This is a genomic window from Streptomyces sp. SP18BB07 (assembly GCF_036322545.1).
Taxonomy (GTDB): Bacteria; Actinomycetota; Actinomycetes; order Streptomycetales; family Streptomycetaceae; genus Streptomyces; species Streptomyces deccanensis.
In genome coordinates this window covers 73,887-95,062 of record NZ_JAQYWT010000274.1, presented here as the reverse complement: position 1 = coordinate 95,062, position 21,176 = coordinate 73,887, and the positions used below count along the sequence as shown (strand labels likewise).

Annotated in this window: 18 protein-coding genes and 1 riboswitch; of the genes, 12 read left to right on the top strand and 6 right to left on the bottom strand. The window is 69.6% G+C overall.

Features of this window, described 5'->3' with window-relative positions:
• The first annotated feature begins 143 nt into the window (after nucleotides 1-143).
• Both PUR53_RS13315 and PUR53_RS13310 read left to right on the top strand, forming a co-directional pair.
• Nucleotides 144-557: an anti-sigma regulatory factor gene (locus PUR53_RS13315; RefSeq protein WP_033525425.1), complete on the top strand. Its 414-nt coding sequence runs from the start codon at nucleotides 144-146 to the stop codon at nucleotides 555-557.
• Entirely contained in the window at nucleotides 554-1,699 is a 1,146-nt protein-coding gene (locus tag PUR53_RS13310) for a SigB/SigF/SigG family RNA polymerase sigma factor (RefSeq protein WP_329898323.1), read from the top strand. Before PUR53_RS13315 ends, PUR53_RS13310 begins: the two co-directional genes overlap by 4 nt.
• A 250-nt stretch (nucleotides 1,700-1,949) precedes the next feature.
• Here the strand turns inward: PUR53_RS13310 and PUR53_RS13305 are convergent, their stop codons facing one another.
• Nucleotides 1,950-2,402 (bottom strand): hypothetical protein, encoded by a 453-nt coding sequence (locus PUR53_RS13305; protein WP_329898322.1) that lies wholly within the window; start codon nucleotides 2,400-2,402, stop codon nucleotides 1,950-1,952.
• 197 nt (nucleotides 2,403-2,599) lie between these two features.
• Between PUR53_RS13305 and PUR53_RS13300 the strand changes: the two genes are divergently transcribed.
• Together PUR53_RS13300 and PUR53_RS13295 are read left to right on the top strand one after the other, a co-directional pair.
• On the top strand, nucleotides 2,600-3,571 hold the full coding sequence (locus PUR53_RS13300; protein WP_033525427.1) for a diacylglycerol/lipid kinase family protein: 972 nt from the start codon (nucleotides 2,600-2,602) through the stop codon (nucleotides 3,569-3,571).
• 319 nt (nucleotides 3,572-3,890) lie between these two features.
• On the top strand, nucleotides 3,891-4,148 hold the full coding sequence (locus tag PUR53_RS13295; RefSeq protein ID WP_003992873.1) for a WhiB family transcriptional regulator: 258 nt from the start codon (nucleotides 3,891-3,893) through the stop codon (nucleotides 4,146-4,148).
• A 163-nt stretch (nucleotides 4,149-4,311) separates the two neighbouring features.
• On the opposite strand, the gene PUR53_RS13290 is transcribed toward PUR53_RS13295, so the two are convergent.
• Entirely contained in the window at nucleotides 4,312-5,787 is a 1,476-nt protein-coding gene (locus PUR53_RS13290) for a sensor histidine kinase (RefSeq protein WP_329898321.1), read from the bottom strand.
• Between the two features lie 564 nt (nucleotides 5,788-6,351).
• Here PUR53_RS13290 and nagB point away from each other — a divergent pair.
• On the top strand, nucleotides 6,352-7,137 hold the full coding sequence (nagB, locus tag PUR53_RS13285; RefSeq protein WP_329908408.1) for a glucosamine-6-phosphate deaminase: 786 nt from the start codon (nucleotides 6,352-6,354) through the stop codon (nucleotides 7,135-7,137).
• 203 nt (nucleotides 7,138-7,340) lie between these two features.
• Here the strand turns inward: nagB and PUR53_RS13280 are convergent, their stop codons facing one another.
• The 4 genes from PUR53_RS13280 to PUR53_RS13265 all read right to left on the bottom strand — a co-directional run bounded on the left by PUR53_RS13280 (nucleotide 7,341) and on the right by PUR53_RS13265 (nucleotide 12,265).
• Entirely contained in the window at nucleotides 7,341-8,900 is a 1,560-nt protein-coding gene (locus tag PUR53_RS13280) for a glycoside hydrolase family 3 protein (RefSeq protein ID WP_329908407.1), read from the bottom strand.
• 8 nt (nucleotides 8,901-8,908) lie between these two features.
• Nucleotides 8,909-9,751: a carbohydrate ABC transporter permease gene (locus PUR53_RS13275; RefSeq protein ID WP_329898318.1), complete on the bottom strand. Its 843-nt coding sequence runs from the start codon at nucleotides 9,749-9,751 to the stop codon at nucleotides 8,909-8,911.
• Nucleotides 9,748-10,740, bottom strand: a complete 993-nt coding sequence (locus PUR53_RS13270; RefSeq protein WP_329908406.1) for a carbohydrate ABC transporter permease — start codon at nucleotides 10,738-10,740, stop codon at nucleotides 9,748-9,750. Before PUR53_RS13270 ends, PUR53_RS13275 begins: the two co-directional genes overlap by 4 nt.
• 244 nt (nucleotides 10,741-10,984) lie before the next feature.
• Nucleotides 10,985-12,265 carry an extracellular solute-binding protein gene (locus PUR53_RS13265; protein WP_329908405.1) on the bottom strand — a complete coding sequence of 427 codons (1,281 nt, stop codon included), beginning with the start codon at nucleotides 12,263-12,265 and terminating at the stop codon, nucleotides 10,985-10,987.
• A gap of 368 nt (nucleotides 12,266-12,633) precedes the next feature.
• On the opposite strand from PUR53_RS13265, the gene PUR53_RS13260 reads away from it, so the two are divergent.
• The 7 genes from PUR53_RS13260 (at nucleotide 12,634) to PUR53_RS13230 (ending at nucleotide 21,133) form a co-directional block, all read left to right on the top strand.
• Nucleotides 12,634-13,398 carry a GntR family transcriptional regulator gene (locus PUR53_RS13260; RefSeq protein WP_033525434.1) on the top strand — a complete coding sequence of 255 codons (765 nt, stop codon included), beginning with the start codon at nucleotides 12,634-12,636 and terminating at the stop codon, nucleotides 13,396-13,398.
• 150 nt (nucleotides 13,399-13,548) lie between these two features.
• Nucleotides 13,549-13,827: a DUF3311 domain-containing protein gene (locus PUR53_RS13255; RefSeq protein WP_329898315.1), complete on the top strand. Its 279-nt coding sequence runs from the start codon at nucleotides 13,549-13,551 to the stop codon at nucleotides 13,825-13,827.
• Entirely contained in the window at nucleotides 13,824-15,452 is a 1,629-nt protein-coding gene (mctP, locus tag PUR53_RS13250; RefSeq protein ID WP_329908404.1) for a monocarboxylate uptake permease MctP, read from the top strand. Before PUR53_RS13255 ends, mctP begins: the two co-directional genes overlap by 4 nt.
• A 302-nt stretch (nucleotides 15,453-15,754) precedes the next feature.
• Nucleotides 15,755-16,741, top strand: a complete 987-nt coding sequence (locus PUR53_RS13245) for a nucleoside hydrolase (protein ID WP_329898313.1) — start codon at nucleotides 15,755-15,757, stop codon at nucleotides 16,739-16,741.
• A gap of 81 nt (nucleotides 16,742-16,822) precedes the next feature.
• Nucleotides 16,823-17,329 (top strand): GNAT family N-acetyltransferase, encoded by a 507-nt coding sequence (locus tag PUR53_RS13240; RefSeq protein WP_329898312.1) that lies wholly within the window; start codon nucleotides 16,823-16,825, stop codon nucleotides 17,327-17,329.
• Nucleotides 17,330-17,392: 63 nt separating this feature from the next.
• A riboswitch (cobalamin riboswitch) is annotated at nucleotides 17,393-17,528 on the top strand.
• Between the two features lie 123 nt (nucleotides 17,529-17,651).
• Nucleotides 17,652-20,123: a ribonucleoside-diphosphate reductase subunit alpha gene (locus PUR53_RS13235; protein ID WP_443078170.1), complete on the top strand. Its 2,472-nt coding sequence runs from the start codon at nucleotides 17,652-17,654 to the stop codon at nucleotides 20,121-20,123.
• Nucleotides 20,123-21,133, top strand: coding sequence for a ribonucleotide-diphosphate reductase subunit beta (locus tag PUR53_RS13230; RefSeq protein ID WP_329898311.1), 1,011 nt, complete (start codon nucleotides 20,123-20,125; stop codon nucleotides 21,131-21,133). The genes PUR53_RS13235 and PUR53_RS13230 overlap by 1 nt, the downstream gene beginning before the upstream one ends.
• Nucleotides 21,134-21,176: the final 43 nt, after the last annotated feature.

Below are 21,176 nucleotides of genomic sequence, written 5' to 3'. Positions count from 1 at the left end.
GTGACAGCATGGGGTGGGGTCCTCAGGACCCCGAGGACACGGCGCTCGGTAGCGCGATAGCGTCACCGCTGAACCACGTAGCGCGTTACCCCGGGGGGCGACCCTCGGCCCCCGAAAAAGCTTGTACCACCTTGGAGGTGAGGGTGTCCCAGATCGCAGGCGAGCCCGGGACCCAGGACTTCGTCGAAGTCCGGCTGCCGGCCGCGGGTGCCTACCTGTCGGTGCTGCGTACGGCGACGGCCGGCCTCGCGGCCCGTTTGGACTTCACCCTCGACGAGATCGAGGATTTGCGCATCGCGGTCGACGAGGCCTGCGCGATCCTGCTTCAGCAGGCCGTGCCCGGCTCGGTGCTCAGCTGTGTCTTCCGACTGGTCGACGATTCGCTGGAGGTCACGGTCTCGGCCCCCACCACGGACGGCCACGCCCCTTCGCGCGACACCTTCGCCTGGACCGTGCTGTCGGCCCTGGCGGGGAAGGTCTCCTCCGCGGTGGCCGACGACAAAACCGTTTCGATCAGCCTCTACAAACAGCGCGGCGCGGGACCCGGGCCGGCGTGAGGAACGGGGACGGGCCGGTGCGGGACGAAGAACGCGGCACACGGGAACTGCCCGCGGAGGATGACGGCGGTCCGAGTGGGCCGGCGCATCTGGCGGACGGCGTCGACGGCATCCCCGAGCAGGCCCGGCCGCACCCGGAGGACGAGTCCTCGGCGGCCGGAGCGTCTCGGTGGACGGAGCCGTCCGACGACGAGGCGCCCTCCGACGGGCAACAGGATCCGGAGGGTGCCCTACGGAGCACCACGTCCTCACGAGGGCGGACTGGGGCCTCCCCCGCTCGAGCACAGTCGAGAGCTGGGGGAACGGTGACGGCGGGCGGGACTATGAGCGAGCACGAGCGACACGACGAGGCGGGCGCGCAGAGCGTGCGGAGCGCACAGCACGACCCTCACGACCGCAGCGGGGCGCGCGCGCTGTTCGTCGAGCTGCGCGCCCTGCCGGACGGCAGTGCCGAGTACGCGGAGCTGCGCAACCGGCTCGTCCGGATGCACCTGCCGCTCGTGGAGCACCTCGCACGCCGGTTCCGCAACCGCGGCGAGCCGCTGGACGACCTGACCCAGGTCGCCACCATCGGCCTGATCAAGTCGGTGGACCGTTTCGACCCGGACCGCGGCGTGGAGTTCTCCACGTACGCGACCCCGACGGTCGTCGGCGAGATCAAGCGGCACTTCCGCGACAAGGGCTGGGCGGTGCGGGTGCCGCGTCGGCTGCAGGAGCTGCGGCTCGCGCTGACCACGGCGACGGCCGAGCTGTCGCAGCAGCACGGGCGCTCCCCGACGGTGCACGAGCTGGCCGAGAAGCTGGCCATCTCCGAGGAGGAGGTCCTGGAGGGCCTGGAGTCGGCCAACGCGTACTCCACGCTCTCCCTGGACGTCCCCGACACCGACGACGAGTCCCCGGCCGTGGCGGACACGCTCGGCGCGGAGGACGAGGCGCTGGAGGGGGTCGAGTACCGGGAGTCCCTGAAGCCGCTGCTGGAGGATCTGCCGCCGCGCGAGAAGCGCATCCTGTTGCTGCGGTTCTTCGGCAACATGACCCAGTCGCAGATCGCCCAGGAGGTCGGCATCTCCCAGATGCATGTCTCCCGGCTCCTGGCGAGGACCCTGGCTCAGCTGCGGGAGAAGCTGCTGGTCGAGGAGTAGCGGGGAGCGGCCGGGAGCGACGGAGAGGCACGGGAAGGGCCGAGCACAGGCACGCGCGCGCGGACAGCACCGACGCCTGACCGTGCCGCCGCCTCGACCGCACCGCACGAAACGCTCCCGCCCCGCCGAACAACGCGCACCTCAGCGGCACGCCTGATCGGATACGCCCCCGGATGCCGTTCGCCCCGTCGGCCACGCCGCCTCGGGTGGGACACGGCTTCAGGAAGGCATGGCGGTCCGGCGCCCCCCGTTACGCCTTCGGCTCCTGGGTGCGGCCCGGGCCCTGGATGTCGAGGGCCTGGGTCGTGGCGGGGTTGATCAGCAGGATCAGGGCGGTCGCCGCGACCACGGCGAGCGCGATGCCCGCCGGGATCGCCACGCTGTCGGCGCGCAGCAGGTTGTAGGCCACCGGCAGCGCCATGATCTGGGTGATGACGGCGGGCCCCCGGCTCCAGCTCCGCCGCAGCAGGAGCCCGCGTGCGGCGATCAGCGGCAGCAGGGCCAGCGCGATCAGGGTGATGCCGCCGGTGACGCCGGTGCTCAGGTCGTCCGAGTCACCGGTGAGGCCGACGACCAGCATGGCCCCGCCGCCCACCAGCAGGGCGACCCCCTCCAGCGCGGCCAGCGCCGCCGCGGCGGTCAGCCGCCCGGGGCGGGGCTCGGCGTCGGGGGTGTCCGGCGTGGGGGTCTGCTCAGGGCTCACCCCTGAAGGGTAGCCCTCGCCCCGCCGCCCGCTCCGCCCCTGGCGTCCCGCACGTACCCGGCCTTCGCTCCGCCCCCGTCGTCCGGCCCGTACCCCGGGTACGCGCGCCCCCACGTGCTCATCGTCACTACCCGATCTCCCCCTTGATCCGCACCTCGGTATGGGCCGGGTACCACCCAGTAGGTACCCTGCAACTCATGCGTGCACTTCTCGTGGTCAATCCGGCGGCAACCACCACAAGCGCACGTACGCGCGATGTGCTCATCCACGCTCTCGCGAGCGAGATGAAGCTGGAGGCGGTGACCACCGAGTACCGGGGGCACGCCCGGGACCTGGCCCGCCAGGCCGCGGAGGGCAAGGGCGACATCGAACTGGTCGTCGCGCTCGGCGGCGACGGCACGGTCAACGAGGTCGTCAACGGCCTGCTGCACCACGGCCCCGACCCCGACCGCCTCCCCCGTCTCGCCGTGGTCCCCGGCGGCTCCACCAATGTCTTCGCGCGCGCCCTGGGCCTGCCCAACGACGCCGTTGAGGCGACCGGCGCCCTGCTCGACGCGCTGCGCGAGAGCCGCGAGCGCACGGTCGGCCTGGGCATGGCCTCGGGCACCCCGGGCACGGAGGACGAGGCGGTGCCGTCCCGCTGGTTCACGTTCTGCGCCGGCCTCGGATTCGACGCGGGTGTGATCGGCCGGGTCGAGCAACAGCGGGAACGCGGACGGAAATCCACACACGCCCTTTACCTGCGTCAGGCTTTCCGGCAGTTTTTGGAAGAGCCCCACCGCAGACTCGGCACGATCACTTTGGAGCGGGCCGGCGAGGACCCGATTTCCGATCTTGTGCTGTCCATAGTCTGCAACACGTCCCCGTGGACGTTTCTGGGTAATCGCCCGGTGTACGCATCGCCTAAGGCCTCGTTCGATAAGGGTCTCGACGTGCTCGGTCTCAGCCGTATGTCGACGCCCGCGCTCGCCCGATATGGCACACAGTTGCTCACTTCGTCCCCCGAGCGGGGACCCCAGGGCAAGCACGCCACCACCCTGCACGATCTGACCGACTTCACCTTGCATTCGAAGGCCCCCCTCCCCCTCCAGATGGACGGCGACCACCTCGGACTGCGAACGAGCGTGACGTTCACAGGCGTACGCCGTGCACTGCGTGTGATTGTGTGAGCGGAACGGGCAAAAGTCCTTCCACTCGAACGTTTAGGCCAGGATCCACCCCATGGAAGTACGGCTGTGACACAGTCGACACCGAGGAATCAAAAAAAACTTTCCGGAAGGGGTTGTATCCGCCGCTGAGGTTTGCGAGTCTCTACGTGGCGCTCGGGACAGCCCGCAACACCGGCTCAAGCAAGCGCCAGAACCCCTCCTCAACCCACAGGACCACACCAGTCCGTCTGGTGATCGGCCCTTCACTTGTTGAGGGATTCGTGAAAGCGTTCACATTCACAAGCTAACGTGCATGTAATACCAAGGAGAGGTAGCAGCCATGGACTGGCGTCACAACGCCGTTTGCCGCGAGGAAGACCCCGAGCTCTTCTTCCCCATCGGCAACACCGGTCCTGCGCTGCTGCAGATCGAGGAAGCCAAGGCTGTCTGCCGTCGCTGCCCGGTTATCGAGCAGTGTCTGCAGTGGGCGCTTGAGTCCGGCCAGGACTCCGGCGTCTGGGGTGGTCTCAGCGAGGACGAGCGCCGCGCCATGAAGCGCCGCGCCGCCCGCAACCGGGCCCGTCAGGCATCCGCCTGACATCCCACCCAGCAATAGCCTGAGCTTGGCGGCGCGCACAGCGAGTGCGCTTCTCCCGCCCCCGAGCCGCAGCGCGCAGTACCCCCGGTGCGCTTAATCAGCCACTTTGCCCGAGCCCCGGACCACTTGATGGTCCGGGGCTCGGTGCTGTTTCCGGTACGACCTACTTCTGAGCGCGCACCGGGATGTCCAGGATCACCTGGGTGCCCTGCTCCGGCGCCGGGACCATGTCGAAGGTGCCGCCCAACTCCCCCTCCACCAGCGTCCGTACGATCTGCAGGCCGAGGTTGCCCGAGCGGTGCGGGTCGAAGCCCTCGGGGAGGCCGACGCCGTTGTCCTGGACGGTGACGAGCAGCCGGGTGTCCTTGGAGCTGCCGCCGCGGACCGCCGAGACCTCGACCGTGCCGGTGTCGCCCTCGCGGAAACCGTGTTCGAGAGCGTTCTGCAGGATCTCGGTCAGGACCATCGACAGCGGGGTGGCAACCTCCGCGTCCAGGATGCCGAAGCGCCCGGTGCGCCGGCCCGTGACCTTGCCCGGTGAGATCTCGGCGACCATCGCGAGCACCCGGTCGGCGATCTCGTCGAACTCCACCCGCTCGTCCAGATTCTGGGACAGCGTCTCATGCACGATGGCGATCGACCCGACCCGTCGTACGGCCTCTTCGAGGGCCTCCCGGCCGCGCTCGGACTCGATGCGCCGGGCCTGGAGACGCAACAGGGCGGCCACGGTCTGGAGGTTGTTCTTCACCCGGTGGTGGATCTCCCGGATGGTCGCGTCCTTGGTGATCAACTCACGCTCGCGGCGCCGCAGTTCGGTTACGTCCCGCAGCAGCACCAGCGAACCGATGCGCGGGCCCTTGGGCTTGAGGGGAATCGCGCGGAACTGGATCACCCCCTCACTGGACTCGATCTCGAACTCGCGCGGCGCCCACCCGCTCGCCAGTTTGGCGAGCGCCTCGTCCACCGGTCCTCGGGAGGGGGCGAGTTCGGCGGTCGTCCGGCCGAGGTGGCAGCCGACCAGGTCTGCGGCGAGGCCGAGGCGGTGGTAGGCGGAGAGGGCGTTCGGGGAGGCGTACTGGACGATGCCGTCGGCGTCGAGCCTGATCAGCCCGTCGCCCACGCGCGGCGAGGCGTCCATGTCGACCTGCTGGTCGGGGAACGGGAACGCGCCCGCGGCGATCATCTGGGCCAGGTCGGACGCGCTCTGGAGGTACGTCAGCTCCAGCCGGCTCGGGGTCCGCACGGTCAGCAGATTGGTGTTGCGCGCGATGACACCGAGGACGCGCCCCTCCCTGCGCACGGGGATGGACTCGACCCGTACGGGCACCTCCTCGCGCCACTCCGGATCGCCCTCGCGCACGATCCGGCCCTCGTCGTGCGCGGCGTCGAGCAGGGGCCGGCGGCCGCGCGGGACCAGGTGGCCGACCATGTCGTCCTGGTACGAGGTGGGGCCGGTGTTGGGGCGCATCTGGGCCACGGAGACATAACGGGTGCCGTCGCGGGTGGGGACCCAGAGGACCAGGTCGGCGAAGGAGAGGTCGGACAGCAACTGCCACTCCGACACCAGCAGATGCAGCCACTCCAGGTCGGAGTCGCTGAGGGCGGTGTGCTGGCGGACGAGTTCGTTCATGGAGGGCACGAGTGCGAGCGTACCTGGCGGTACGGACATGACCGGAAACAGCGGTTGGTGTGGCCGGTACGGGCCCGGGGACACCCGCGGGCCGCGGCGCCTGAGAGGGACCCTCAACCCTCCCGGCACCGCAGCCCGGAGCAACATCGGCCGCGGGGTGTGCGGTCCCGTTCGGCCGAAGGATGAGGATCCGGAGCAGTCAGGGCAGAGAGCGCCGGGTCCTCGGTCCGCCTTCCTGTGCGGGGAAGACGGAGGCTTGTCGTCACGTGCGGTCTCCGGCGGCGGGGCCGCTGATCGATCACACGCTCTACCACGCATTGTTGACTAGACCACTGCGTGTGTCCATGCGTTGGCGGATGTTTGTTGTTGTTCCCTTGTCCGCCACCCACGGACGGTTCACTCGCAGGGTAGCCCGCTTCGGCCCGGGCGCGGACCGGAACGGCGGGTCGATCGCCCCCTGTGGAGAAGGAGCCACCCCTGCTAGATTGGTCTACACCACATGAAGGTGCTTGACCCCGCGGGTTCCGGTTGAGTCCTCTTGAGTCCTTACTTTCCAGATCGGCAGGCCCAAGCGTGGAAGTTGTCATCGTTCCGGATGCCAAGGCGGGTGGCGAGCTCATAGCCGAGGCGATGGCGGAGTTGCTCCGACGGAAGCCCGAGGCGTTGCTCGGGGTGGCCACGGGGTCGACCCCGCTGCCCATCTACGAGGCGCTGGCACAGAAGGTGCGCTCGGGCTCCGTGGACGTCTCCCGAGCACGCGTCGCCCAGCTCGACGAGTACGTGGGGCTGCCGGCCGAGCATCCCGAGTCGTACCGCTCGGTGCTGCGACGGGAGGTGCTGGAGCCGCTGGGGCTCGGGATGGACGCGTTCATGGGGCCCGACGGCACCGCCGAGGACGTGGCGGGGGCGAGCGAGGCGTACGACAGGGCGCTGGCCGAGGCGGGGGGTGTGGATCTGCAGCTGCTCGGCATAGGCACCGACGGGCACATCGGGTTCAACGAACCGTGCTCGTCGCTCGCCTCCCGGACCCGGATCAAGACCCTCACCGAGCAGACCCGGATCGACAACGCGCGGTTCTTCGACGGCGACATCGACCAGGTGCCGCACCACGTCATCACCCAGGGCATCGGCACGATCCTGGAGGCCCGGCACCTGGTGCTGCTCGCCACGGGCGAGGGCAAGGCGGACGCCGTCGCGGCGACCGTGGAGGGGCCGGTGGCGGCGGTGTGCCCCGCGTCGGCGCTGCAGCTCCACCGCCACGCGACCGTCGTGGTGGACGAGGCCGCCGCGTCGAAGCTGAAGCTGGCGGACTACTTCCGGCACACGTACGACAACAAGCCTGACTGGCAGGGGATCTAAGGCAAGGGAACCAGGCAAGGGAACCAGGCAGGGGATCTGGCAGGCGGAGGATGCGAGTAGGCGCCACGGCCCTGAGGAGGGCTGTGGCGCCTATGCGTGTGTGTGGGTGGGTGCGGGCTGCGGGTCGTCGAGCGGGCGCATGAGTGACCGGGTGGGTGCTCGCCGCCGCACCGTGGCTTCGGGGCCTCTGCCGAGTCCCGCCGCTAGCGCGCGCCCGCGATGATCTCCGCCGCCGCTCTGCCGCAGACCCTCGCCGCGCCGTGGGTGGCGATGTGGAGGGCGGCTCGGGGTGGGGACTGGGGGACGCCCATCTCGACGACGACGGTGTCGGGGCGGGTGCTGAGGAGGACGTCGAGGGCGGCGGTCATCCAGGGGTGGCGGTGTTCGTCGCGGACGACTGCGACGATACGACGGGTGCCGGCGACCGCCAGGGCGGAGGCACCGGCGCTGTCCCCGGCGAAGGTGCCCGTCTCGGTGCCGGGGAGCAGGCGGGCCAGTTCCGCACCGACTCCCCAGGGGGTCTCGTCGCCCACCGCGATGTTCGCCACCGGGGTGAAGGCCGCGACGTAGACGGGTTGGGTGGGCGGCTCGTACGGCTCCGTAAAGGTCGTCGTCACGGCGCGGCGGGCCGCCACGAGCCCGATGCCACCGCTGTCATGGGCGCGGCCGGTCTCCCCGAGAGGCCCGTGCGTCGTCCCGTCGGCGCCTACCGCTCCCCCGGCTGCCGAGCGGGTCCACCGCGCCAGTGCCCGGACCCGGTTCGCGGCGTCCGCCAGGCGTTCCTCGGGGAGCTCGCCGGTGCGGACGGCGGTGACGAGGGCGTCGCGGAGACGGCGGACGGTGTCGTCGTCGGCGAGGCCGCCGCCGACACAGATCGCGTCGGCGCCGGCGACGAGGGCGAGGACGCTGCCGTGTTCGATGCCGTAGGTGCCGGCGATGGCCTGCATCTCCATCCCGTCGGTGACGATGAGGCCGTCGTAGCCCAGTTCGTCGCGGAGGAGGCCGGTGAGGATGCCACGGGACAACGTTGCCGGGAGGTCGGGGTCCAGGGCCGGGACCAGGATGTGGGCGCTCATCATCGCGCGCGATCCGGCGGCGATGGCGGCCCGGAAGGGGGTCAGGTCCCGGGTGTCCACGAGCGAGCGGTCCGCGTCGATGCGGGGCAGGGAGAGGTGGGAGTCGACGGCGGTGTCGCCGTGGCCCGGGAAGTGCTTGGTGCAGGCGGCGACACCGGCGGCCTGGAGGCCGGTGACGTAGGCGGCCGTGTGGCGGGCGACCAGTTCGGGGTCGGCGCCGAAGGAGCGGACCCCGATGACGGGGTTGGACGGGTTGGCGTTCACGTCGGCCGACGGGGCCCAGTTGAAGTTGACGCCGCACTCCGCCAGACGGCGGCCCAGGGCGAACGCGACCTGCCGGGTGAGGTCCACGTCGTCGACCGCGCCCAGGGCGTGGTTGCCCGGGAAGGAGGAGCCGGTGCGGACCTCCAGGCGGGTGACGTCGCCGCCCTCCTCGTCGATCGCGACCAGGACGTCCTCGTGCTCGGCGCGCAGTTGGGCGGTGAGGGCGGCCAGCTGATCGGGAGAGGCGATGTTGCGGCCGAAGAGGCCGACGGAGGCGAGTCCCTCGCCGAGGCGGCGCAGCAGCCAGTCGGGGGCGGTGGTGCCCGTGAAGCCGGGCTGGAGGACCGTCAGTGCGTCCCGCGCGAGGCCGTCCTGTCCGGACGGGGAACCGGGCGTGCCGGTGGCGAATGTCGTCGGAGACATCGGGGTGGTTATCCCTTCACGGCGCCCGCGGTGAGGCCCGCGGCCATCTTGCGCTGGACGAGGAGGAAGAGGACGACGATCGGCACGGCCATCATGGTGGAGCCGGCCATCATCGGGGCGTATTCGGTGCCGTGCTTGGTGGTGAAGTTGCCGAGCCAGACGGTCGCGGTCTGGTTCTGCTGGCTCATCAGCATCAGGGCGTACAGGTACTCGTTCCACGCCTGGATGAAGCCGTAGACCGAGGTCGCCACCATGCCCGGGGCGAGCAGCGGGAACACCACGCGGAGGAAGGCGGTGGTGCGGGAGCAGCCGTCGACCATGGCCGCCTCCTCCAGTTCGCGCGGGATGTTGACGATGAAGCCGCGCAGGGTCCACACCGTGAACGGGAGGATGAAGGTCAGATACGTGATGATCAGGCCGGTCAGGCGGTCGTACTGACCGAGGTCGTTCAGGAGCAGGAAGACCGGGATGATCATGGCGACCAGCGGGACCATCTGCACCGCCAGGATGCCGACGATGACGATCTTCCGGCCGCGGAAGGCGAAGCGGGAGATGGCCAGGGCGGCCAGCATGCCGACGACGACGCCGATCACGACGACCGTGAGGGAGACGACGAGGCTGCGGCCGACCGGACCCCAGAAGTCGGCGATGTCCAGTGCGCGGCCGAAGTTGGAGAAGGTGATCGACGTCGGCAGCAGGCTCGGGTCCGGGTCGATGGCGTCCTTCGCCGGTTTGAACGCCGTGTTCAGCATCCAGTAGACGGGGAAGCCGGCCGTGACGAAGACGAACAGACCGAGGAGGTTCCAGCCGAGCTTGGACTTCCGGGGGCCCGAGACAGTGGTGGTACTCATTCGACCTCTCCGATCTTCAGCATCTGACGCATGTAGACGCCGATCACGCCGAGCAGCAGCAGCACGGTGAGCAGGGCGATCGCCGAGCCCTGCGCGTAGTCGTTGACCACGAACGCCTTGTCGTACGAGTAGGTCGTGAGCAGCTGGAACTCGGCCTCCGGGTGGCCGCCCCGCATCACGAAGACCTGGGGGAAGACGCCCATGTCCCAGATGACGGAGAGGGTCGTGAGCATCACGATGATGGGCTTGAGGATGGGGAGGGTGACATAGCGGAAGACGCCCCAGGCGCCGGCGCCGTCGAGGCGGGCGGCTTCCTCCAACTCCTTGGGGACCTGGGTGAGTCCGGCGCTGAGAGTGATGACGACGAACGGCACCGCGCCCCAGACGACCAGGAGCGTGATGACGGCCAGTCCCTCGGGTCCGCTGGCGAACCAGTTGTGACCGATCATGTCGACGCCGGGGAGTTTGCTGAGGAGCGCGTTGAAGATGCCGTAGTCGGAGTCGAAGAGCCACTTGAACACGGTGGTGGCCACGATGATCGGCATGCCCCAACTCGCCACGAGCGCGATGTTGATGAGTGTCTTCACCCAGCCGGAGACCCGCTGGAGCAGCAGGGCGATCGCCATGCCGATGACCATCGTGAAGACCACGCAGGCGGCGGCGAAGACGATGGTCCGGACGACGACCGCCCAGAACTCGCTGTCGCCCAGCACCTTGGCGAAGTTGCCGAAGCCGACCGACTCCGCCGGCTTGAACCCCCACAGCTGGGACTGGCCGAACTCCTGGAAGGAGAGGGTGCCGAGACGGACGAGCGGGTAGCCGAGGACGACGGCGAGGATCAGCAGACAGGGGGCCAGCAGGGCCCAGGGCACGGCGGCTCCGCCGGACGTCCGCTTCCTGGCGGGACGTTCCGGGGCCGCCGGCGGTGGCGGGAGCCCCGGCCGCGCGGGCGGCACCTTCGCGGGGGCAGTCGTGTCTGCGGCACTCATCGCGCGCTCCTAAGCAGATGAAGGAGGGGCCGGCAGCGGCGCCCCCCGAAGGGGCGCGGGGAACTGCGCGACCAGCCACGACGCACCGGCACCGAACCCGACACCTCATCGCGGCACTTTCGTCAATCGCCACCGGCCGGCTCTGTGGCACGCACCGGCCGGACGCGAGGCCCCACCGGCCGAGCCGATGCGGCACCCCCGGTCGGGCCCGGCCGCCACGGCCAGGCCCGACCGGCAGGTCACCTCACTCGTTGTTGATGACCTTGTCGATCTCGGCGTCAGCCGTCTTCGCGGCCTCCTCGACCGACTGCTCGCCGGTGCCGATGGACTGCAGCATCGTCTGGAGGATCTGTGCCTTCTCGACCTGGCCCCAGCCCGGTGCCATCGGCACGAACCAGTTGGACTCGGCCGCGGTGGCCGGGACCGCCGTCGCCGGGTCGTCCTTCAGCGTGGCGAGGTCGGTCTTGTTGTTGGGCAGGTTGCCCTTCTCCATCAGACCCTTCTGCCCGGCGGGCCCGGTGAAGGCGTTGATCCACTCGGCGGCGACGGTCTGCGCGTCGGACTTCACCGGGACGGCGAGGTCGCTGCCGCCGAGGAAGACGGGCAGGTTCTTGCCGGACGGGCCGGGCATCACGAAGTTCTCGACGTTGCCCGCGAGCTTGCCGGTCTTGTCGTTCTCCTTGGCCGCGGCGGTCGCGCCCTCCCAGGCGGGGGCGAAGATCATGCCGGACTTGCCCTGGCCGTAGACGATGTACCGGTCGGACTCGTCCTTGGTCTTGTCGCCGTGCATGTAGGTGTCGACGACGTTCTTGAACTCGTTGAGGCCCTTGATGGACTCCGGGGAGGAGAGGCTGGCCTTCCACTTGCCACCGGACTCGACGGCTATGGAGCCGCCGGCGTCGTAGACGAAGGACATGGCCGCGTACCAGTCGCGGGTGGGTTGGTACCAGGCGCTGAACTTGTCGCCCCGCTTCTTCTGGACCTTGTCGAGGGCGGCGGTGAGCTCGTCGTACGTCTTCGGCGGGGTCTTGACGCCCGCGGCGGCGAAGACGTCCTTGCGCCAGTTGGCGACGCGGCCACCGGCGTAGTACGGGACGCCGTAGGTCTTTCCCTCGTAGGTGACGGAGGCCTTGAGGCCGTCCAGCCAGGCGTCCGCGTTGTCGAACTTCGCCTGGTCGAGGGGGGCGAAGGCGCCCTTGACCATGTAGGCGAGCATCTCCGTGTTGCCCATCTCGACCACGTCGGGGGCCTTGTCGGTGGCGAGGACGGCGTCGAGCTTGGCGTTCTTGTCGGGCCAGCCGTAGTACTCGTGCGTGATCTTGATGCCGGGGTGCTTCTTCTCGATCGCCGTGTCGGCGGCCTTGACCAGTTCCGGCCAGTTGTTCTGCGCGTCGACCGTGAGCCAGACCGTCAGCTCCTTGGTGTCCGCCCCCGTGTCCGAGCTCTTGTCCTCGCCGCCCCCGCACGCCGCGATGGAGACCATCATGCCCGCGACACAGATCGCGGTCGTCAGCTTCCTCTTCACGCCACCCTCCTCAGGGATGCCATTGCTCAGGGATGCCACAAACCCCCCTGCTCCCCGCGGTGACAGACGTACCGCCCATGGGGCCAGGACCTGGACCAATGGTGTAGACCAGTACGCCGGAGCTTGGCTCAGACCATTCGCCGTGTCAAGGGTGCTCGAACCCCCTCCCACCAGCCGTTATGCGACCTACATATGCAGGAACCTTTATGTAATAAGCCAGCGAAAACCGCGCGACTGAGCCACACTCTTCGGGTAGACCACTGCGCCTTTCCCAGGTGGACCACCGGAGACCCCTCCGTGGACTAGACCAGCGGGGCCTGTGCGGGTATACAGAGGGATCACGCCACGAGGAGCCGGGAAGGCGGAGCATGAGCACCGACGTCAGCAGTGCGGAGAACGAGAACGGGGCGACCGTCCGTACCGCACGCGTGCCCAAGTACTACCGCCTGAAGAAGCACCTGCTCGACATGACCGAGACGCTTCCGCCCGGCACCCCGGTACCGCCCGAGCGCACCCTCGCCGCCGAGTTCGACACCTCGCGGACCACCGTGCGCCAGGCGCTGCAGGAGCTGGTCGTCGAGGGGCGGCTGGAGCGGATCCAGGGCAAGGGCACGTTCGTGGCCAAGCCTAAGGTCTCCCAGGCGCTGCAACTCACCTCGTACACCGAGGACATGCGCGCCCAGGGGCTGGAACCCACGTCCCAGCTGCTGGACATCGGCTACATCACGGCCGACGACACGCTCGCGGGCCAGCTCGACATCACCGCCGGCGGCCGGGTGCTGCGCATCGAGCGCCTCCGCATGGCGAACGGCGAGCCGATGGCGATCGAGACGACCCATCTGAGCGCCAAGCGCTTCCCGGCCCTGCGCAGGTCGCTGGTGAAGTACACCTCCCTCTACACGGCGCTCGCCGAGGTGTACGACGTCCGGCTCGCCGAGGCCGAGGAGACCATCGAGACCTCGCTGGCCACCCCGCGCGAGGCCGGTCTGCTGGGCACGGACGTGGGTCTGCCGATGCTGATGCTCTCCCGGCACTCGCTGGACAAGGACGGTCAGCCGGTGGAGTGGGTGCGGTCCGTGTACCGGGGCGACCGCTACAAGTTCGTGGCCCGGCTCAAGCGGCCACAGGACTGAGCCACTACCTGGAGCTCTCCTGCGTCGAACACCCGCCACTCCACACAACCTCCGCATCCGATATCCGGACTGGGGGTTCCGTACGACGGAACGCGTCCCTTAGATTTCCTGCGCGCTCAGCAGGTGACCAGCGAGGGGACGGAGTCGGACATGTCAGAAGCACCCGAAGTGAGACCACCGGGGGCACCGGTGGTGACACCTGTCAGGGTGGTCATCGCCGTGTGTCTGCTCGCCCCGTTCGTGGCGATGCTCTGGGTCGGCTCGTACGCCAAGACGGACCCTGCGTTCATCGGCATCCCCTTCTTCTACTGGTACCAGATGGCCTGGGTGCTCATCTCCACGGCGCTGACCGGCACCGCGTACGTCCTGTGGCAGCGTGACCAGCGCGCCCGCAAGTCCGAGACGCAGGGCGGGGGTGTCGCGAAGTGAAGGACGGCGTGAACGGCGTGGCACTCGCCGTCTTCATCTTCTTCTTCCTGGCCGTCACGGTCATGGGCTTCCTGGCCGCGCGCTGGCGCAGGGCCGAGAACGAGCACAGCCTCGACGAATGGGGCCTCGGCGGCCGGTCGTTCGGCACCTGGATCACCTGGTTCCTGCTCGGCGGTGACCTCTACACGGCGTACACCTTCGTCGCCGTGCCGGCGGCGATCTACGCGGCGGGCGCGGCCGGTTTCTTCGCGGTGCCCTACACGATCCTGATCTACCCGCTGATCTTCACGTTCCTGCCCCGTCTGTGGTCGGTCTCCCACAAGCACGGCTATGTGACGACCTCGGACTTCGTACGCGGCCGCTTCGGCTCGAAGGGCCTGTCGCTGGCGGTCGCGCTGACCGGCATCCTCGCGACGATGCCGTACATCGCCCTCCAACTCGTCGGTATCCAGGCCGTCCTGGACGTGATGGGCGTCGGCGGCGGCGAGGACACCAACTGGTTCATCAAGGACCTGCCGCTGCTGATCGCGTTCGGTGTCCTGGCGGCCTACACCTACTCCTCCGGCCTCCGGGCCCCCGCGCTGATCGCGTTCGTCAAGGACACCCTGATCTACATCGTCATCGCGGTGGCGATCATCTACATCCCGATCAAGCTCGGCGGCTTCGACGACATCTTCGCCAAGGCGGGCGAGGCCTACAGCCAGACCAACCCGGCGACGGACAAGCCGCGCGGCGCGCTCGTCCCGGGCGACGCCACCCAGTGGACGTACGCGACCCTCGCCCTCGGCTCGGCGCTGGCGCTCTTCATGTACCCGCACTCGATCACGGCGACGTTGTCGTCCAAGAGCCGCGAGGTCATCCGCCGCAACACCACGATCCTGCCGCTGTACTCCCTGATGCTGGGCCTGCTGGCCCTGCTGGGGTTCATGGCGATCGCGGCCGGGATCCAGGTGCAGAACGGCCAGCTGGCGATCCCGCAACTGTTCGAGACGATGTTCCCGGACTGGTTCGCGGGCGTGGCCTTCGCCGCCATCGGCATCGGCGCCCTGGTGCCCGCGGCGATCATGTCCATCGCGGCGGCGAACCTCTTCACCCGCAACATCTACAAGGACTTCATCAAGCCGGACGCCACGCCCGCGCAGGAGACCAAGGTCTCCAAGCTGGTGTCCCTGCTGGTGAAGGTGGGTGCGCTGGCCTTCGTCCTCACCATGGACAAGACGGTCGCCATCAACTTCCAACTCCTGGGCGGCATCTGGATCCTCCAGACCTTCCCGGCCCTCGTCGGCGGCCTGTTCACCCGCTGGTTCCACCGCTGGGCGCTCATCGGCGGCTGGGCGGTCGGCATGCTGTACGGGACGATCGCCGCGTACGGGGTGGCCTCGCCGACCCAGAAGCACTTCGGCGGCTCGTCCGCCGAGATCCCCGGCATCGGCGAGATCGGCTACATCGGCCTGACGGCCTTCGTCCTCAACGTCGTGGTCACGGTGGTCCTCACGTTCGTCCTGCGGGCCGCGAAGGCTCCCGACGGCATCGACGAGACCAGGCCCCAGGACTACACGGCGGACGCGGGCGACCCGGGCGTCCAGGTCGAACTGCCTCCGGCGACGGCGGGAACGAGCCACTAGGCGGGCGCCTCCGGCCGACCCGCGTCCGGTGCGTTGTCGGGTGCGGGTGGGTGGGGGCTTCTCGCGCAGTTCCCCGCGCCCCTGAAAAAGCAGGGGCTGCGCCCCATGCTTTTCGGCCCGAAAGGGCCGGAGGCCCTTAAGGGGCGCGGGGAACTGCGCGACCAGCCCCCACCGGACGGACGCCTGGGGGTCGAAGGGGCACAGCCCCTCGGTGGGGGCACCTCCCGCTCGAGCGAAGCCGAGAGTGGGGGAGGGACGGGTAGGGGCGGCGGGGGCGCAAAACACCCGGCTACGCTGAAGCGGTGACCCGCCCCCCGATCGTCCTGGACAGCGACCCCGGCATCGACGACGCCGTAGCCCTCCAGTACCTCCTGGGAACCGGCCTGTGGGACCTCAAGGCATACACCTCCGTCGGCGGCAACCTCCCCGCCGACGCGACCTACACCAACGCCCGCGCCCTGGCCAGAGCCCTCCGCATCGCCCCCCACGTCCCGGTCCACAGAGGCGCCGGCCGCCCCCTCTCCCGCCTCCCCTACCGCGAGGCATCCGCCTTCCACGGCCCCGCGGGCCTCGGCGACGAGACCCTCCCCGACTCGACGGCCCCCCACCCGACGGAGTCGTCCGCCCAGGCCCTGATCCGCCTGTCGAGGGAGTACGAGGGCGAGCTGACGGTCTGCGCCACCGGTCCCCTCACCAACGTGGCCATCGCCCTGCTGGAGGACCCGCACTTCGCCCACCGCGTCCGCAGGTTCGTGTTCATGGGCGGCGCCGCCCAGGTCCCGGGCAACTTCACCCCGGTCGCCGAGTTCAACATCTGGGCCGACCCGGACGCCGCCGAGATCGTCCTCTCCTCCGGCATCCCGTTCACCATGGTCGACCTGGACGCCTCGCACCGCTGGCTCTTCCGTCCCGAGGACCTCGCCGCGCTGGAGGCCGCGGGCCCCGGTACGGCCCTCGCCGCCCGGCTGATGCGGACCTACATGGACGCCTACACCCGCCACGGCGGGGACGGCACCTGTCCGCTGCACGATCCGCTGGCCGTGGGCGTGTGCGGCGACGAGGCGTTCGTCGAGGCCGTCGAGGGTGCCGTCGTCGTGGAGTGCGCGAGCGAACTCACGCGCGGCCAGACCGTGTTCGTGCCGGCCGCCGCCCGGCGCGTCTACTACTCCGAGTCCCCCGCCCTGACCGCCCGTCTGCGCGCCACCGGCCGCGTCGCGCTCGGGCCGGGCACCCGCGACTTCAGCGAGGACTTCGTGACGACCCTGCCCAGGTGGCCTGCGACGGCCTGACAAATCCGATAGTCCGACGGACGGCGGCCCCTGTGGAAAACCGCCGACCCGCGCAGCCGCCCCTCGTGCACACTGCGACGCATGGACATCACGATCAGGCCGGCGGCTCCCGACGAGTACGCCGCGCTCGGCGAGATCACCGCCCAGGCCTACCTCGGCGACGGACTGCTGGACTTCGGAGAGAGCGACCGGTACCTCGACGAGCTGCGGAACGTGGCGAAGCGGGCGGCCGAGGCCGAGGTGCTCGTGGCGGCCGCGGACGGGCAGGTGCTGGGCGGGGTGACCTTCGTCCCCGCAGGCGGGCCCATGGCCGACATCGCCCGCGCGGGAGAGGCCGAGATACGGATGCTCGCCGTCTCCCCCGAAGCCCGGGGGCGGGGTGTCGGCGAGGCACTCGTGCGGGCCTGCCTGGAGCGTGCCCGCACCGTCGAGGGCTGTGTGCGTGTCGTGCTGTCGACCCAGCGGAGCATGCACGCGGCCCATCGCATCTACGGACGCCTGGGCTTCACTCGCACACCTGAGCGCGACTGGAACCCCCTCCCCGACCAGCCCGACATCACTCTGATCACCTATGAGTTGACGCTCTGACACCCTGCGAAGCCGAATGCGACACAACATGTGGGGGTGACACCGCGCCCCGGCACTAGATGTATGCTCATGCTCGCTGTCGCCGCAGGGGAATCCGGTGTGAATCCGGAACTGTCCCGCAACGGTGTATTTGCGTGCATACATCGCCATGTGTGCACGCCTGTTCAGTCCGAACACCTGCCGACAGTGCGCCCGGCCGTCCGGTCCGGGTGCCGTGACGTCCGGGCCTCGTGGAATGGGCCGGTGGACGCGACGCTCCCGTGCGCTCGTGTGCTGCCGCCTGCCCTCCGCAAGGCCCCAGCCGAGCGAGGGAGAGCCCCACGTGACCATCGCGCCAGCCGATCCGGTGTCAGCCGACCTGACCGCAGCCGAGCCGGTGTCAGCCGACCCGGTGTCAGTCGACCCGGTGACGGAGACCGACGGTCCCGGTACCGCGTTGCTGCGGATCCTGACCGAGCTGACCGCCGACCTCCCCGACGCCGACCCCGGCCGGGTCGCCACCGCCGCGCTGCGCGGCCGGTCGGTGCGCGCGTCCTCCGCCGAGATGGTCGCGGAGCTGCGTGAGCTGGCCACGGAGGCCGCCGCGGGCCTCATCGCCGAGGACCCCGCCTATTCGAGACTGGCCGCCCGGCTGCTGGCCGTCGGCATCCGTGCCGAGGCGGCCTCGCAGGGTGTCACGACGTTCACCGAGTCCATCGCCGTGGGCCACCGGGAGGGTCTCGTCGCCGACCGTACGGCCGCGTTCGTCCGCGCCCACGCCGAGCGTCTCGACGCCCTGATCGACCCGGCCGGGGACGACCGCTTCGGCTACTTCGGTCTGCGCACCCTGCACAGCCGCTATCTGCTCCGGCACCCCCTCACCCGCAAGGTCGTCGAGACGCCCCAGCACTTCATGCTGCGGGTCGCCGCCGGCCTCGCCGAGGACACGGGTGCCGACGCGGAGGCGGGCCTGCGCGCCCTCGACGAAGTGGCCGCGCTCTACGGGCTGATGAGCCGCCTGGACTACCTCCCCTCCTCCCCCACGCTCTTCAACTCCGGTACGCGACACCCCCAGATGTCGTCCTGCTACCTCCTCGACTCCCCGCTGGACGAGCTGGACTCCATCTACGACCGCTACCACCAGGTGGCCCGCCTCTCGAAGCACGCCGGTGGCATCGGTCTGTCGTACTCCCGCATCCGCTCGCGCGGTTCGCTGATCCGGGGCACCAACGGGCACTCCAACGGCATCGTGCCGTTCCTGAAGACGCTGGACGCCTCGGTCGCCGCCGTGAACCAGGGCGGCCGACGCAAGGGCGCGGCCGCGGTCTACCTGGAGACCTGGCACTCCGACATCGAGGAGTTCCTGGAACTGCGCGACAACACCGGCGAGGACGCCCGGCGTACGCACAACCTGAACCTGGCGCACTGGATCCCGGACGAGTTCATGCGCCGGGTCGCCGCCGACGAGCAGTGGTCGCTGTTCTCCCCGTCCGACGTGCCCGAGCTGGTCGACCTGTGGGGTGCGGAGTTCGAGGCCGCGTACCGCAGGGCGGAGGCGGACGGCCTGGCGAAGAAGACGATCGCGGCCCGTGACCTGTACGGCCGGATGATGCGCACCCTCGCACAGACCGGCAACGGCTGGATGACCTTCAAGGACGCGGCCAACCGCACGGCGAACCAGACGGCCGAGCCGGGCCATGTCGTCCACTCCTCCAACCTCTGCACGGAGATCCTGGAGGTCACGAACGACGGGGAGACGGCGGTCTGCAACCTGGGCTCGGTGAACCTGGGCGCGTTCGTCGACCGGGCGACGGGCGACATGGACTGGGCGCGGCTGGACGCGACCGTCCGCACCGCCGTCACCTTCCTCGACCGCGTGGTCGACATCAACTTCTACCCGACCGAGCAGGCGGGCCGCTCCAACGCCAAGTGGCGTCCGGTCGGGCTCGGCGCGATGGGTCTCCAGGACGTCTTCTTCCAACTGCGGCTGCCCTTCGACTCCCCCGAGGCGAAGGCGCTCTCCACCCGGATCGCCGAGCGGATCATGCTCGCCGCGTACGAGGCCTCCGCCGACCTCGCCGAGCGGGTCGGCCCGCTGCCCGCCTGGGAGAAGACCCGTACGGCACGCGGTGTGCTGCACCCCGACCACTACGGCGTCGAGACCACCTGGCCGGAGCGCTGGGCGGCCCTGCGCGAGCGCGTCGCGACGACGGGCCTGCGCAACTCCCTGCTCCTGGCCATCGCGCCGACGGCCACCATCGCCTCGATCGCCGGTGTGTACGAGTGCATCGAGCCGCAGGTGTCGAACCTGTTCAAGCGCGAGACACTGTCCGGTGAGTTCCTCCAGGTCAACTCGTATCTGGTGAAGGACCTGAAGGAGCTGGGCGTCTGGGACGCCCGCACCCGTGAGGCGCTGCGCGAGTCGAACGGCTCGGTGCAGGACTTCGCGTGGATCCCGGCCGACGTCCGGGCGCTGTACCGCACGGCCTGGGAGATCCCGCAGCGCGGTCTGATCGACATGGCCGCCGCCCGCACGCCGTATCTGGACCAGTCGCAGTCGCTCAACCTGTTCCTGGAGACGCCGACCATCGGCAAGCTCTCCTCGATGTACGCGTACGCCTGGAAGTCGGGCCTGAAGACCACGTACTACCTGCGCTCCCGCCCGGCGACCCGCATCGCCCGCGCGGCACAGGGCCAGGGCCGGGCGCAGACCCCGGCCCGGCCCGAGAACACCATCCCCGTCCAGCAGTCGGCCGACCCGGATGCCGTCGCCTGCTCCCTTGAGAACCCCGAGTCCTGCGAGGCCTGCCAGTGATGCCCAGCAACCAGAATCTCCTCGACCCCGGCTTCGAGCTGACGCTCCGCCCGATGCGCTACCCGGACTTCTACGAGCGCTATCGGGACGCGATCAAGAACACCTGGACCGTCGAGGAGGTCGACCTCCACTCGGACGTCGCCGACCTCGCGAAGCTCTCCCCGGCCGAGCAGCACCTGATCGGCCGTCTGGTCGCGTTCTTCGCGACGGGCGACTCGATCGTGGCGAACAACCTCGTGCTGACCCTCTACAAGCACATCAACTCCCCGGAGGCACGCCTCTATCTGAGCCGCCAGCTCTTCGAGGAGGCCGTGCACGTCCAGTTCTATCTGACGCTCCTGGACACCTACCTCCCCGACCCGGAGGACCGAACGGCGGCCTTCGCGGCCGTGGAAAACATCCCCTCCATCCGGGAGAAGGCGGAGTTCTGCTTCCGGTGGATGGACTCGGTCGAGAAGCTGGACCGGCTGGAGTCCCAGGCGGACCGCCGCCGGTTCCTGCTCAACCTGATCTGCTTCGCGGCGTGCATCGAGGGCCTCTTCTTCTACGGCGCCTTCGCGTACGTCTACTGGTTCCGCAGCCGGGGTCTGCTGCACGGCCTGGCGACCGGCACCAACTGGGTGTTCCGCGACGAGACGATGCACATGTCCTTCGCCTTCGAGGTGGTGGACACCGTCCGCAAGGAGGAGCCGGAGCTCTTCGACGACGCGCTGCAACAGCAGGTCACGGACATGCTGAGGGAGGCCGTCGAGGCCGAGCTGCAGTTCGGGCGCGACCTGTGCGGTGACGGTCTGCCGGGCATGAACACCGAGTCGATGCGGCAGTACCTGGAGTGCGTGGCCGACCAGCGGCTCACGCGCCTCGGCTTCGCCCCGGTGTACGGCTCGGAGAACCCCTTCTCCTTCATGGAGTTGCAGGGCGTGCAGGAGCTGACCAACTTCTTCGAGCGACGTCCGTCCGCGTACCAGGTCGCGGTGGAGGGCACCGTCGACCTGGACGAGGACTTCTAGCTCGGCGACCCTGCTCGAACGGGCAGGGATCCGTGCTCTTCAC